General features: G+C 73.2%; 14 protein-coding genes, 1 tRNA gene and 1 pseudogene. 5 read left to right on the forward strand and 11 right to left on the reverse strand.

Translation table 11 applies throughout. From position 1 onward, the window contains the following. Positions 1–408 precede the first annotated feature (408 nt). Positions 409–1,155 carry a maleylpyruvate isomerase family mycothiol-dependent enzyme gene (locus ACN28F_RS14005; RefSeq protein WP_421358118.1) on the forward strand — a complete coding sequence of 249 codons (747 nt, stop codon included), beginning with the start codon at positions 409–411 and terminating at the stop codon, positions 1,153–1,155. Here ACN28F_RS14005 and ACN28F_RS14010 read toward each other — a convergent pair. Both ACN28F_RS14010 and ACN28F_RS14015 read right to left on the reverse strand, forming a co-directional pair. Next, complete coding sequence (locus tag ACN28F_RS14010; protein ID WP_421358120.1) at positions 1,142–2,728, reverse strand: LLM class flavin-dependent oxidoreductase; 1,587 nt, start codon at positions 2,726–2,728, stop codon at positions 1,142–1,144. The genes ACN28F_RS14005 and ACN28F_RS14010 overlap by 14 nt on opposite strands. A 110-nt stretch (positions 2,729–2,838) precedes the next feature. Then, complete coding sequence (locus ACN28F_RS14015) at positions 2,839–3,432, reverse strand: LysE/ArgO family amino acid transporter (RefSeq protein ID WP_289208379.1); 594 nt, start codon at positions 3,430–3,432, stop codon at positions 2,839–2,841. Between the two features lie 84 nt (positions 3,433–3,516). Between ACN28F_RS14015 and ACN28F_RS14020 the strand changes: the two genes are divergently transcribed. Then, the gene (locus tag ACN28F_RS14020) at positions 3,517–4,398 is read left to right on the forward strand and encodes a LysR family transcriptional regulator ArgP (protein ID WP_421358122.1); all 882 of its coding nucleotides are present in this window, start codon (positions 3,517–3,519) and stop codon (positions 4,396–4,398) included. Between the two features lie 64 nt (positions 4,399–4,462). On the opposite strand, the gene ACN28F_RS14025 is transcribed toward ACN28F_RS14020, so the two are convergent. The 3 genes from ACN28F_RS14025 to ACN28F_RS14035 all read right to left on the reverse strand — a co-directional run bounded on the left by ACN28F_RS14025 (position 4,463) and on the right by ACN28F_RS14035 (position 5,185). After that, a complete protein-coding gene (locus tag ACN28F_RS14025; protein ID WP_289208381.1) occupies positions 4,463–4,723 on the reverse strand; it encodes a Txe/YoeB family addiction module toxin in 261 nt (86 codons plus the stop codon). Continuing rightward, complete coding sequence (locus tag ACN28F_RS14030; RefSeq protein WP_289208382.1) at positions 4,720–4,977, reverse strand: type II toxin-antitoxin system Phd/YefM family antitoxin; 258 nt, start codon at positions 4,975–4,977, stop codon at positions 4,720–4,722. Before ACN28F_RS14030 ends, ACN28F_RS14025 begins: the two co-directional genes overlap by 4 nt. Positions 4,978–5,095: 118 nt before the next feature. Next, positions 5,096–5,185, reverse strand: a tRNA-Ser gene (locus ACN28F_RS14035). A gap of 92 nt (positions 5,186–5,277) precedes the next feature. On the opposite strand from ACN28F_RS14035, the gene deoD reads away from it, so the two are divergent. After that, complete coding sequence (gene deoD / locus ACN28F_RS14040; protein WP_289208383.1) at positions 5,278–5,985, forward strand: purine-nucleoside phosphorylase; 708 nt, start codon at positions 5,278–5,280, stop codon at positions 5,983–5,985. 81 nt (positions 5,986–6,066) lie between these two features. Here the strand turns inward: deoD and ACN28F_RS14045 are convergent, their stop codons facing one another. The 4 genes from ACN28F_RS14045 to ACN28F_RS14060 all read right to left on the reverse strand — a co-directional run bounded on the left by ACN28F_RS14045 (position 6,067) and on the right by ACN28F_RS14060 (position 7,953). Next, positions 6,067–6,564 carry a nucleoside deaminase gene (locus ACN28F_RS14045; protein ID WP_289208384.1) on the reverse strand — a complete coding sequence of 166 codons (498 nt, stop codon included), beginning with the start codon at positions 6,562–6,564 and terminating at the stop codon, positions 6,067–6,069. Further along, positions 6,561–7,199, reverse strand: coding sequence for a tRNA adenosine deaminase-associated protein (locus tag ACN28F_RS14050; RefSeq protein ID WP_289208385.1), 639 nt, complete (start codon positions 7,197–7,199; stop codon positions 6,561–6,563). The genes ACN28F_RS14045 and ACN28F_RS14050 overlap by 4 nt, the downstream gene beginning before the upstream one ends. A 168-nt stretch (positions 7,200–7,367) precedes the next feature. Further along, positions 7,368–7,532: a hypothetical protein gene (locus ACN28F_RS14055; protein ID WP_289208386.1), complete on the reverse strand. Its 165-nt coding sequence runs from the start codon at positions 7,530–7,532 to the stop codon at positions 7,368–7,370. Between the two features lie 58 nt (positions 7,533–7,590). Beyond that, positions 7,591–7,953 (reverse strand): hypothetical protein, encoded by a 363-nt coding sequence (locus ACN28F_RS14060; RefSeq protein WP_289208387.1) that lies wholly within the window; start codon positions 7,951–7,953, stop codon positions 7,591–7,593. Positions 7,954–8,095: 142 nt separating this feature from the next. Between ACN28F_RS14060 and ACN28F_RS14065 the strand changes: the two genes are divergently transcribed. Beyond that, positions 8,096–9,121, forward strand: a complete 1,026-nt coding sequence (locus ACN28F_RS14065; RefSeq protein ID WP_421358126.1) for a prephenate dehydrogenase — start codon at positions 8,096–8,098, stop codon at positions 9,119–9,121. A gap of 12 nt (positions 9,122–9,133) precedes the next feature. On the opposite strand, the gene mtnA is transcribed toward ACN28F_RS14065, so the two are convergent. Continuing rightward, the gene (mtnA, locus tag ACN28F_RS14070; protein WP_289208389.1) at positions 9,134–10,123 is read right to left on the reverse strand and encodes an S-methyl-5-thioribose-1-phosphate isomerase; all 990 of its coding nucleotides are present in this window, start codon (positions 10,121–10,123) and stop codon (positions 9,134–9,136) included. Between the two features lie 153 nt (positions 10,124–10,276). Here mtnA and ACN28F_RS14075 point away from each other — a divergent pair, with 153 nt between their 5' ends. Next, on the forward strand, positions 10,277–11,362 hold the full coding sequence (locus ACN28F_RS14075) for a PHP domain-containing protein (protein WP_421358127.1): 1,086 nt from the start codon (positions 10,277–10,279) through the stop codon (positions 11,360–11,362). A gap of 41 nt (positions 11,363–11,403) precedes the next feature. Here ACN28F_RS14075 and ACN28F_RS14080 read toward each other — a convergent pair. Further along, positions 11,404–12,322 (reverse strand): annotated as a pseudogene (locus ACN28F_RS14080) (DMT family transporter); the annotation flags it as partial. Between the last annotated feature and the right edge of the window lie 9 nt (positions 12,323–12,331).

Below are 12,331 nucleotides of genomic sequence, written 5' to 3' on the forward strand. Positions count from 1 at the left end.
GCGTGGCCTCAATCGCCACCGGCGGAGCCGACTCAGCCGGGACCGGACTCTCCGCCGGCGGAGCCGGCACCGCCGGGACCGGACTCTCAGCCGGCGGGGCAGACACCGCAGGAGCCGGTACGGCCGTGACAGTCGGCCGTGGCTGCGGCTCGGATGACTCGGAGGACATCGCGGCGATCGCCGGCACCGCGTAGACCAGGGCGGCAGCGACCCCTAGCAACGCGAACACGACAGGCTTCTTCGACAAAACGGCCTCCTTGGCGGTCGGACCGGCGGCTGCCGGCCCCTTTCCACCCCTTCCCACACGGCTGCGCGGCGGGAGGTTGCACGCCGCGCCGGAATCGTCGTCGCGCGGGAACCGCAACCTCGAAGACGTCGACGGCGGCGCGACGGCCGTAGCGTGACGGCGTGCGGGTGTACGACATGGTGGTGCGCGAACGGCAGGCACTGGCCGCGACCCTCGGCCGGCTCACCCCCGACCAGCTCCGTACGCCGAGTCTGTGCGCCGGGTGGACCATGCACGACGTCGCCGCGCACCTGACCACCTACCTGAGGTTCGGGCAGGTCAAGCTCTATCTGGGGATCGTCGCCACGGCCGCCGACATCGACCGGATCAACGTGACGCTCACCCGCTGGGCCGCCCGACGACCGATCGCCGAACTCGTCGGGACGTTGCACCGGCGGGCCGGGGCACGCACCACGATCCCTCGTTCCGGCTTCGACCCGGTACTCACTGACGCCGTACTGCACGACCTGGACATCCGCCGGCCGTTGGGGATCCCCCGGGACGCGCCCGAGGAGTCCCGCTGGGTGGCCTTCCACCATCTGGCGCACCATCCGGCCCTGGGTTACTCGCGTGGGCCGCAACTGCGCGGGCTGGAGCTGGTCGCCACCGACACCGGGTGGCGGATCGGGCAGGGTGCCCCGGTACGCGGCCCGGCGGAGGCGCTGCTGCTGACCATGAGTGGCCGCGACGCCGGCTGGGACGAGCTCGACGGCGACGGCGTACCGGTCCTGCGTGCCCGGGTCCTCGGCGACCGGCCCAAGTTCCACCCGGTGCGCCGGCTGACGATGGCCGGCCAGGTCCTGATCGACCCGCCGCCGGCGGACCGGCGGACCCGGGCGGCGGTCGCGCCGCCGCTCACCCCTGGCTGAACCGCGCCAACGGCTCGACCAGTTCGCGTTCCTCGTACGACAGGTGCGACAGCAGGGTGTCGGTCAGCAGGTCGACGGCGGCCTGCACCTCGCCGATCCGGTCCGGTTCGCTGACCAGGGCGACCAACGCCCGGTCGACCCGCTCCAGCACGTCGTGGATCACGTGGTGCTCCTCGGCGAGCCGGTCGACCACCGGCGCCAGGCCGGGGTCGGCGCGGCGCAGCTGCGGCAGCATGCTGATGTCCTCGATGGTGTGGTGGGTGGTGACCACCCGGCAGTACGACTCGCAGTAGGCGCCGAGCGTCCAGTTGTTCTGCCGCATCGTCATCGTGTTGATGTGGGCGCGGGCGCCGCCGGCGCTGATGCTGCCAGCGGCGACCTGGCCGATCAGGTCCCGCACCGTCCGCAACTCGCTGCGCAGATGATCGTGTACGTCGATCAGGTGCTGGCCGGCCGCCCGCTGGGCGGGGCTGTACCGCAGGGTCGGGTCGGGCGCGGGTGCGGTCGGCCGGGTCGACTCGTCCCAGAGGCGCTCGTCGCTGAGCCGTACCCCGTCGTCCGGGGTCGGGGTGATCCCGGCGGCGGCCGCAGCCGCCGACGCGGCCGGGCTGCTCACGGCCGGGGCCGGCGCTTCCGCCGGAGCCATCGTGGCGGCCGGGGCCGGACTGCTCGCCGCCGGGGCTGCGGCGGCGGACCGGCCGGCGGCGACCAGGTCGCGCACCGCCGGGGCCACCTCGGCGGCGAACCGCCGGATCATGTCCGGGTCGTCGCTGGTCAGGATGTATCCGCTGACGCCGTCCCGCAGGGTCAGCTCGGCCAACTGCTCGGCCCAGTCCGCCGGCGACCCGGTGAGGAAGTCGCTGCCCCGGCCGAAGGATCCGGCGATGTTGTAGAGCCGGCGGACGGCGGCCGGGTCGCGGCCGGCGTCGTGGGCCGCGTCGTCGATCACCGCGTTCATCGCCGGCAGTTGCTCCAGCGGCGCGTACGGGCTGCTCGGCAGCCAGCCGTCGGCGAGCCGGCCGGTGACGGTCAGCATCCGCTTTTTGTACGCGCCCAGCCAGATGCCGATGTCGTGGGCGGGTGCCGGCCCGGGATGGACACCCCGGACCCGGTGGTGGGTGCCGTCGACCTTCACCGATCCGCCGTCGACCGCCCAGATCCCCCGGATGATCGCGATGGCCTCCTCCAGCGCCTGGACGCTCTGCCCGGGGGTGAGTCGGCCGCCGCCCATCGCGGCGATGGCGTCCCAGAACGCGCCCGCGCCCAGGCCCAGCTCGACCCGGCCGCCGGTCAGCAGGTCCAGGGTGGCCGCGCTGCGGGCCAGTACGGCGGGTTGGCGCAACGGCAGGTTGGCCACGTTCGGCGCGACCCGTACCCGGTTGGTGCGGGCGGCGATCACCGACAGCAGCGTCCAGGTGTCCAGGAACCGGGCCTGGTACGGGTGGTCCTGCACGGTCACCAGGTCGAGGCCGACCTCTTCGGTGAGTTGGGCCAGCGCCACCACCTGGTCGGCCTGTGCGGCGACCGGTGTGACGAACGTACCGAACAGCAGATCGTGCCCGTAGTCGGTCATTTTCTCGCCCCCCTCGATCCGCGACAGGATCGTCCTGCGGAACGGTCGACGCGGCCGGGACCTGCCCGACAGTGGCCAGGATCACCAGTCCGGCTGACCGCCAGTGGGCGTCAGCCGAGGAGCAGCGACACCGCGAGGACCACCATCACCACGGCGATCGACGCGTCCAGCACCCGCCACGCGACCGGGCGGGCGAGCAACGGCGCCAACCAGCGGGCACCGAGACCCAGCCCGGCGAACCACAGCAGGCTCGCCGCCGCCGCCCCTGTGCCGAACGCCCACCGGCTCGGGTACTGCTGGGCGACCGCGCCGACCAGCACCACCGTGTCCAGGTAGACGTGCGGGTTGAGCAGGGTGAACGCCAGGCAGGTCAGCAGTGTGGCGCGCAGCGTCGCCGGCGGCCGGTCCAGTGGGGTGAGGTCGCCGGGCCGCAGGGCGCGCCGGGCGGCGAGCGCCGCGTAGCCGAGCAGGAACGCCGCGCCGCCCCAGCGGACGGCCGTCAGGATCGCGGGGGCCGCGGTCAGCACCGCGCCGAGGCCGGCGATGCCGGCGGCCATCAGGACCGCGTCGGTTGTCGCGCAGGTAAGCACGACCGGCAGTACGTGTTCCCGGCGCAGCCCTTGGCGCAGCACGAACGCGTTCTGCGCCCCGATGGCGACGATCAGCGCGAGGGAGAGGCCGAACCCGGCGAACACGGAACCCATGTGGCGAACGCTAGGGCGGCGACGTCCTGCACTCCAGCTAAAGTTTCTTCCGTACGGTGAATCTCGCTTATGTTAGGTCTGCTCATGCCACTCGACCCGGTCCAGCTCGCGACCTTCCAGGCGGTCGTGGCGCACGGCAGCTTCGACACGGCCGCACAGGTCCTGCACGTCACACCGTCGGCGGTCAGCCAACGCATCAAGGCGCTGGAGCAGGTCGTCGGTCAGGTCCTCGTCCAGCGGACCCGACCGTGCGCGCCGACCGCCGCCGGGCTGCCCCTGGTCCGCCTCGGCGGCCAGATCGCGCTGCTGGAGCACGAGGCGCTGCGCGCCGCACGCGGCGTACTCGACGGGCCGTCCCGCACCCGGGTAGCCGTCGTCGTCAACGCCGATTCCCTCGCCGGCTGGTTCCTGCCGGTCCTCACCACCCTGCCCGACGTGATCTTCGAAGTGCACACCGACGACGAGGGGCACACCGCGCAGCTGTTGCGCGCCGGGACGGTGATGGCGGCGGTCACCACCGAACGGGTCGCCGTCCAGGGCTGCCGGGTGCACCGGCTCGGCGCGATGCGCTACCTCGCCGTCGCCGCGCCCGACCGGTACCCGGTGTGGTTCGCCGACGGCGACCTCGCCACGGCGTTCGCGACCGCCCCGATGCTCCGGTTCAACCGCAAGGACACCCTGCAGCACCGCTTCGTCCGCGCCGTCACCGGCCGCGACCTCGACCCACCGACGCACTCGGTGCCGGCGTCGGCCAGTTTCACCGAGGCGATCCGACTCGGCCTCGGCTGGGGCCTCGTCCCCGAGGACATCGCCCGGCCCGACATCGCCGCCGGCCGGCTGGTCGAGGTCGCCGCCGGACACCACATCGACGTGCCGCTGTACTGGCAGTACTGGCGTCTGGAGTCCACAGTGCTGTCGGCGCTCACGGCGGCGGTCCGGGCCGCCGCCGGCACCGCACTGCACTGACGGCCCGCACCGACCTCGCCCGATCGCGGTCAGGTCTCCTCAGCGGCAGGATGCGGCGAGCCGACTATCCATAGTGGTAACGGCAGGAGATGATCGTGACCTCGCCCGGCTCGACGGCGTACACCAGGCGATGCTCGTCGTCGATACGACGCGACCGGAGTCCGGCGAGGTTGTTCCGGAGCAACTCGGGCTTGCCGATGCCCGGCCCGTCGGGGTCTCGTTTGATGTCGGAGATCAGCGCGTTGATCCGCTTGAGGGTCTTGCGGTCCTGGGTCTGCCAGTACAGGTAGTCGTCCCAGGCGTGGTCCGTCCAGCTCAGCTTCACTCTTCGGGGCCCAGATCGCGTTCCCGGGCCTTACCCGCGCGCCACTGCTCGACACTCTCCACGAGACGCTTCGCGTTGGCGGGGGATCGAAGCAGGTAGTTGGTTTCCATGATCGAATCCCAGTCTTCCTTGCTGACCAGGACCGCGTTGCCGCGCTTGGAGACGATCTCCACCGGCGTGTGGTCCTCGTTGACCCGCTCGATGAGCGGGAACAGGGTCTTGCGCGCCTCGCTCGCGGTGATCGCCTCGGTCATGGCACCCCCAAACTCGTACCGTAAATGGTACCAGTCATTGCACTGAGACCAGGACTGAGACCGACAGGCAAAACGCCCGGCTGGTCCTCCTGGACTGCCGGACGTTTTGCCTGTTCAGTGGCGGTGGCGGCGGGATTTGAACCCGCGGAGGGCGTGAACCCTCACACGCTTTCGAGGCGTGCTCCTTAGGCCACTCGGACACACCACCGCCGAGAAGGGTACCCGACGAGCGGTGGCGACGTCGCGGCGGTATCCGCCCGCACCGGAGCGGTCCCGACCCCACCTGGCAGGATCATGGACATGAGCACGCACATCGGAGCCAGCCCCGGCGACATCGCCGAGCGGGTCCTCATGCCGGGTGACCCGTTACGCGCCAAGTGGATCGCCGAGAACTTCCTCACGGACGCCACCTGCTACTCGACCGTACGGGGGATGCTCGGCTTCACCGGCACCTACGCCGGCACGCCGGTCTCCGTCCAGGGTTCCGGCATGGGCATGCCGTCGGCGTCGATCTACGCCCACGAGCTGATCAACGACTACGGGGTGAAGACCCTGATCCGGGTCGGCTCCTGCGGCGCGCTCACCGACGACCTGCAGCTGCGGGACGTGATCGCCGCCAACGGCTCGGCCACCGACTCGAACATGAACCGGGTGCGGTTCGCCGGCCTGGTCGACTACGCCCCGGTCGCCGACTTCGGGCTGCTGCGTACGGCGGTCGACGTGGCGGCCCGGCACGGCGTCGCGATGCGGGTCGGGCCGGTGCTCGCCGCCGACGCCTTCTACACCGACCGGCCGGACCTGTACGACACCCTCGCCGACTACGGGGTCCTGGCGGTCGAGATGGAGTCGGCCGCGCTGTACACCATCGCCGCCCGGTTCCGGGCCCGCGCGCTGACCATTCTCACGGTCAGCGACCACATCCGGACCGGCGACAAGACCAGCGCCGAGGACCGCGAGCAGACCTTCAGCGAAATGGTACGGATCGCACTCGACACCGTCGTCGCCTGAGCGTCGCCGTCACCCCTACCGACCGAGGTACGCCGCCGCCAGGGGTACGGCCGCCGCCGCGAGTTCGCGGGCACCCGTACGTCAGCGGAAGAACGCCCGCAGCGCGGCGGCGCACTCGTCGGCGAGGACCCCGCCGTACACCGCCGGCCGGTGGTTGACCCGCCGGTCCCGGACCACGTCCCACAGGGAGCCGAGCGCCCCGGTCTTCGGCTCCCACGCGCCAAAGACCACGGTGGCGACCCGGGCCAGCACCAACGCTCCGGCGCACATCGTGCACGGCTCCAGGGTGACCACCAGGGTGCAGCCGTCCAGCCGCCATTCGCCGCGTCGGGCGGCGGCCCGCCGCAACGCGAGGATCTCGGCGTGGGCCGTCGGGTCGCCGGTCAGTTCACGTTCGTTGCGCCCGGTCGCCAGTTCGATGCCGTGGGCGTCGTAGACGACCGCCCCGACAGGCACATCGGCCGCGCCGACCGGCGGCGGTTCGGCCGCGGCGACCGCCAGCGCCCGCCGCATCCACCGCTCGTGCTGCGGGTCGCGGTGGCGTCGCGCGGCCGGCACGGTGCTCCCCGGACCGGTCACGCCTCGCGCAGTTCCTCGATCTCGTCGCCGCAGCCGAGGGTCTGGCAGACCTCTGCCGTCACGTCGGCCGGCAGCATCCCGTCCCGGGAGCAGAGCGCCAGCAGCCGGCGGGCGGACACCCCGAGGTCGGCGAGCAGGTCGGCGTCGCCGACCGGCTCCGCGTCCGGGTCGGCGACCGGCTCCTCGTCGTCCTCCTCGTCGGCCAGGGCGTCCACGTCGTCGTCGAAGTCGGCCAGTGGGTCACCGGCGGCGTACCCGCCGGCACCGCCACCGGGCGACGGGGCGACGCCACCGGCGACCGTGCCCCCGCCGGCGGCGGCACCGACCACGACCGGTTCCAGATCGACCTCGACCGCAGGTGTCCGGATGTCGCCGATCAGCAGCGCCCCCAGCCGGGACTCGTCGGCGAACGCCGCGTCCGAGCTGAAGATCCGCAGGTCCTCGCCCTCGTCAAGGCGCATGATCACCAGGTAGCAGTCGTCCGATTCGACGAACAGCAGTGACACCTCGGCGTCCGGGTCGACCTCGCGGAGCCGGTCGACCACCTCGTCGATGTCGGCGACCCCGCCGAGGTCCAGTTCGGCACCTGACCAACCGGCCGGGCCGCGTACGGCAGCGGCAGCAAAGTAGGGCACGGTCCCCCCAATGGTCCCTGCGGTGACCTTCCGGCGTCGTTCGCCGCCGTCGGTAACCGCCGAATCAGTCGTCAGGATGACGGTATCGGGTCAGGTCGGTCGTTGACCCCACAACGCCCCGAACACCCCTGACGTGCAGGGACGGGTGTGCGACAGCCGTCGGGAAAGTCAGTTGACCAGTCGGCGTGCGGCGATCAGCTCGCGCAGCTGCTGGTCCCGCACCCGGCGGGGGCGCTCCCGGTCGCGGGCGATCTTCGCGCCGGCGAGTTCGGCGAGGATCTGCAAGCGACGGCGGTGCCGCTGCGGGTCGAGCCGATGCCCAGTGTTGGCCATGCCGCCGAGCGTGCCGACCGGTACGGCGTTCGTCAAGCCCGCAATTCGGCCGCCCGGATCACCACAGCGGCCAACTGCCGGTGGCGGCCCAGTGAGTGGCGATCGCCACAGTTGCGATGCTCCAGCCCGCCGACGTCGCCAGGGCGACACCGGTGGCGACGCCCCGGTCACCGATCCAGGCCAGCAGGACCGCGACCCCCCAGGCGACCGCCCCGCCGGCCAGCGTCGTCAGGGCGTAGCTGCGCAGATCCGTACCGAGCAGCCCGGTCAGCAGCAGCCAGAGGGCGGTGGCGAGCGCACCGGCGGCGATGGCCCCCGGCCGCACCGGATGCGGTTCCCGGTACGTCGGCCGTGGTGGCGGCATCGGCGGAAGCGGCGACGGCCAGTGGGGCGACGGCCAGTTGATCGGGTGGTCCCGCATCTGCCTCGCTCCTTCGTCCGCCCCGCCCGCTGCACCGACCGGCCGTCTGCCGCCCCGCACGCTTGAGGACCGTGTCCTGCCGCGCGCCGGTTGTCCTGCCGACAGCGTACCGACGACGGCTGCCCGGCCGACCCCGACGGCGATGTGGCAGAGTCACCGCGTGCGTCTGGCGGTCATCGGGTTGGGGCTCATCGGCGGCTCCGCGCTGCGCGCGTTCGCTGCGGCCGGCCATCGGGTGTTCGGCTACGACGCCGACCCGGCCACCCGGGCGACCGCCCGGACGGCGGCGGCCCGGGCCGCGACCGGGGCCCGGTGGCAGGTGTCACCGACGGTGCGGGACGCGGTCACCGACGCCGACCTGGTGCTGCTGGCGGTGCCGTTGCCCGCGCTGGGCCAGGTGCTCGACCAGGTCGCGGCGGTCGGCTACACCGGGCTGGTGACCGACGTGACGTCGGTCAAGGAGCCGGTACGCCAGCTCGTCGACCGGCATCTGCACCGTCTGCACGACCGTACGGCCGGTTTCGTCGGCGGCCACCCGATGGCCGGCCGGGAGACCTCCGGATTCACCGCCGCCGACCCGGAGTTGTTCACCGGCTGCTCCTGGGTGCTCTGCCTGGAACCTCAGGTCACCGCGATCGACGACTGGTTGACCGTCGCGGCGGCGGTCACCGGGCTCGGTGCCCGGGTCGTGCCGGCCACCGCCGGTGAGCACGACCGGGCGGTCGCCGCCATCAGTCACGTACCGCATCTGCTGGCCTCGGCGCTGGCCGCCACCGCCGTGACGGACCCGCTGGCCTGGTCGCTGGCGGCGGGATCCTTCCGCGACGGCACCCGGGTCGCCGCCAGCCGCCCCGAGCTGGTCGCGGCGATGTGCGGCGGCAACGCGGCGGCCGTGCGGTCGGCGTTGGACGAGGTGCTGGCGGCGTTGTCGGTGGCCCGGGCGGCGTTGGACGCCGCCGAGCCGATCCCGGCGCTGGTGCCGTGGTTGTCGACGGGCAACGCGGCGCGCACCGACTGGCCGCCGACCCCGGGGCGTCCGTTGGAGCTGCCGGCCCAGCCCGACGCCCTGCTGCGGCTGGGTCGGGCCGGCGGGTGGGTGAGCGCGGTCGCCGACGACCGCCGTACGGTGACCGCGGTTCGGCCGGCGCCGGCCGAACCGACGGACTGAGAAACGGCGCGGTCAGACCCGCTCGCCGCGATCGAGCCGGATCACCCGCTGGTCGGTGACGATGGCGGTGACCAGGTCGGCCGGGGTCACGTCGAACGCGGGGTTGACCGCCTCGGTGCCGGGCGGGGTGGTCCGGGCCGTGGCGAACCCGACGACCTCGGCCGAGCCCCGGTCCTCGATCTCCACCTCCGCTCCGGTCGCGGTCGCGACGTCCACCGTGGACTCAGGTGCGACCACGATGAACGGCAGCCCGGCCCGGCGGGCACCCAGCGCGTGCGCGTACGTACCGATCTTGTTGATCGTGTCGCCGTTGGCGCAGATCCGGTCGGCGCCGACGATCACCGCGTCGATCAGCCCCCGGGCCATCAGGAACGGTCCGGCCCCGTCGACCGCCACCCGGAAGTCGACCCCGGCCCGGCCCAGCTCCCAGGCGGTCAACCGGGCGCCCTGCAGCAACGGTCGGGTCTCGCTGGCGACGACCGCGCCGAGCGCACCCCGTCGGTGCAGTTCGGTGACGACCCCGAGGGCGGTGCCACCCACCACGGTCGCCAGCGCCCCGGTGTTGCAGTGGGTCAGCAGCCGGGGCCGGTCACCGCAGAGCTCGCCGAGCAGGTCGGCACCGGCGCTGGCCATCGCGGCCGAGGCGGCCTCCTCTTCGGCCATCAGCGCGGTCGCCTCGGCCAGCACGGCATCGGGCCCCACGGGGATCCGGGCCGCCGCCCGGTCGACGCCCCGGGCCAGATTGACCGCGGTGGGGCGGGCCGACCGGAGCCGGGCGACGGCGGCTGCGAGGTCCGCCGGCGCGGCGGCGTGCAGCCGGGCGGCGAGTGCCACGCCGAGTGCGCCGGCCACGCCGATCGCCGGAGCGCCCCGTACCGCCAACGACCGGATCGCCTCGACGACCTCCTCGACTGTGGATAGTCGCCGGACGATGGTGTGCTCCGGCAACGCGGTCTGGTCGATGATCTCGACGGCGTCGCCGGCCCAGTCGATGGTCCGCATGGCGTCGACCCTATCGTCGTCGGCGCCCTGCGGGCACCCGCAGATTCGACCGTGGGTAGTGCGGCGGACACCCGTCGCGTTCGACGGCCGACGCGGCGGACACCCGTCGGGATCGCCGCGCGCGGTCGGTCCGTACCGCCTAGGGTGGCCGGTGTGAGCACTGCCCGGGACCCGGTCGCCGACCTGCGTCGCATCGCGTTCCTGCTGGAACGCGCCAACGAGGCCACCTACCGGGTACGGGCGTTCCGCTCTGCCGCCAGTGCGCTCGCCGCCCTGGGCGCCGACGAGGTCGCCGAGCGGGCCGCCGCCGGCACCCTGACCGAGCTGGCCGGGGTCGGTGAGGTCACGGCCCGCTGCGTCGCCGAGTCGCTGGCCGGCGAGGAGCCGGTCTACCTGCGGCGGCTGCTGGCCACCGAGGGCACCGACCTGGACGAGGCGGCGACCGCGTTGCGGGCCGCGCTGCGCGGCGACTGCCACACCCATTCGGACTGGTCCGACGGGGGCTCGCCGATCGAGGAGATGGCGTTGGCCGCGGTCGAACTCGGCCACGAGTACCTGGCGCTGACCGACCACTCCCCCCGGCTGACCGTCGCCCGGGGGCTGACGGCCGCGCGGCTGCGCCGGCAACTCGACCACGTCGCGGCGGTGAACGCCGCGCTGCCGGCCGGATTCCGGATCCTCACCGGCATCGAGGTGGACATCCTGCCGGACGGTTCCCTCGACCAGTCCGACGAGCTGCTCGACCAACTGGACGTGGTGGTCGGCTCGGTGCACGCGAACCTGCGCGACGACCGGGCGCGAATGACCAGGCGGATGCTGGCTGCGGTGGCCAACCCCCGGCTGGACATCCTCGGTCACTGCACCGGCCGGATGGTCACCGACCGGCCGGCCGGGGTGACCGGACCCGGCGACCGGGGGCACCGGGCCCGGTCACGGCCGCCGAGCGACTTCGACGCGGCGGCGGTCTTCGCCGCCTGCGCCGAGCACGGCAAGGCAGTGGAGATCAACTCCCGGCCGGAGCGGCAGGACCCGCCGAAACGGCTGATCCGGCTAGCGGTGGAGACCGGTTGCCTGTTCGCCGTCAACACCGACGCGCACGCTCCCGGGCAGCTCGACTGGCAACGATTCGGCTGCGCCCGGGCGGTGCTCTGCGGGGTCGAGCCGGACCGGGTCGTCAACACCTGGCCGGTGCGGCGGCTGCTCGACTGGACCGCCGGACATCAGCCGGCGGCCGCCTGAGGTCAGCCGGCGGCCGCCTGAGGTCAGCCGGCGGCCGCCTGAGAGCCGACGCGGCCGGGACCCCTGGGCCAGGGCCACCCCGGCCAGGACGACCACCGCGCCGACCGGCTGGTGCCAGGCCAGCCGCTCGTCGAGCACCAGCACACCGATCGCCACCGCGACCAACGGGACCAGGTAGGTGACGGTGGCCGCCGTACTCGCCCCGACCAGCCGGATGTTGCGCATGTTGATCACGAACGCCACCCCGGTGCCGAGCGCGCCGAGCACCAGCACGCTGCCGAGGGCCTGCGGGGACAGCTGCGTCGGTACGGGTGGTGCGCCGGCCACCAACGGGGCGACGACCAGCAGCTGAACGGTGGCGAGCAGCAACTGCGCGGTGGTCAGCGCGACGCCGGTCTCGGGCCGCCCGGCGACGAACCGCTTCTGGTACGGGATGGCGAACCCGTAGCAGGCCGCCGCACCGAGGCACATCAGCTGCCCGGTGAGCTGCGCCCCACCCACCCCCTGCCAGACGCCGAGCACCACCAGGACCCCGACGAAGCCCAGCGCGGTGCCGGCCGCCCGACGGACCGTCAACCGCTCGGTACGGAACACCAGCACCGCGAACGGCAGCACGATCAGCGGCGTGGTGGCGTTCCAGATGCCGGCAAGCAGCGACGGGATCCGCTGCTCGCCGTACCCGAACAGGGTGAAGGGCAGTGCGACGCCGACCGCCGCGACGACCGTCAGGTGCAGCCACAGCCGCAGGTCGCGGGGCAACCGGTCGCCGGTGACCACCAGCACGACCAGCAGCGTCGCCGCGCCGGCGGCGACCCGGCCCAGGGTCACGTACAGCGGGTGCAGCTCGGCCACGCCGACCTTGATGAACAGGAAGCTGGACCCCCAGACGACCGCGAGCAGGACGAACCCGGGTAGCCAACGGGCCGGCCGGGGGCCTGCTCCGCTCAGGTCAGGGCCGATAGGGGTCTG

The organism is Solwaraspora sp. WMMA2101 (assembly GCF_049179175.1).
In the GTDB taxonomy this organism is placed as follows: Bacteria; Actinomycetota; Actinomycetes; order Mycobacteriales; family Micromonosporaceae; genus Micromonospora_E.

Bases quoted from the DNA above. Each gene is read 5' to 3' on its own strand.
- ACN28F_RS14020 (WP_421358122.1), top strand. From the start codon at position 3,517: ATGCCACTCGACCCGGTCCAGCTCGCGACCTTCCAGGCGGTCGTGGCG.
- ACN28F_RS14015 (WP_289208379.1), bottom strand. From the start codon at position 3,432: ATGGGTTCCGTGTTCGCCGGGTTCGGCCTCTCCCTCGCGCTGATCGTC.
- ACN28F_RS14065 (WP_421358126.1), top strand. From the start codon at position 8,096: ATGTGGCAGAGTCACCGCGTGCGTCTGGCGGTCATCGGGTTGGGGCTC.
- ACN28F_RS14060 (WP_289208387.1), bottom strand. From the start codon at position 7,953: ATGCGGGACCACCCGATCAACTGGCCGTCGCCCCACTGGCCGTCGCCG.
- ACN28F_RS14055 (WP_289208386.1), bottom strand. From the start codon at position 7,532: ATGGCCAACACTGGGCATCGGCTCGACCCGCAGCGGCACCGCCGTCGC.
- deoD (WP_289208383.1), top strand. From the start codon at position 5,278: ATGAGCACGCACATCGGAGCCAGCCCCGGCGACATCGCCGAGCGGGTC.
- ACN28F_RS14010 (WP_421358120.1), bottom strand. From the start codon at position 2,728: ATGACCGACTACGGGCACGATCTGCTGTTCGGTACGTTCGTCACACCG.
- ACN28F_RS14030 (WP_289208382.1), bottom strand. From the start codon at position 4,977: ATGACCGAGGCGATCACCGCGAGCGAGGCGCGCAAGACCCTGTTCCCG.
- mtnA (WP_289208389.1), bottom strand. From the start codon at position 10,123: ATGCGGACCATCGACTGGGCCGGCGACGCCGTCGAGATCATCGACCAG.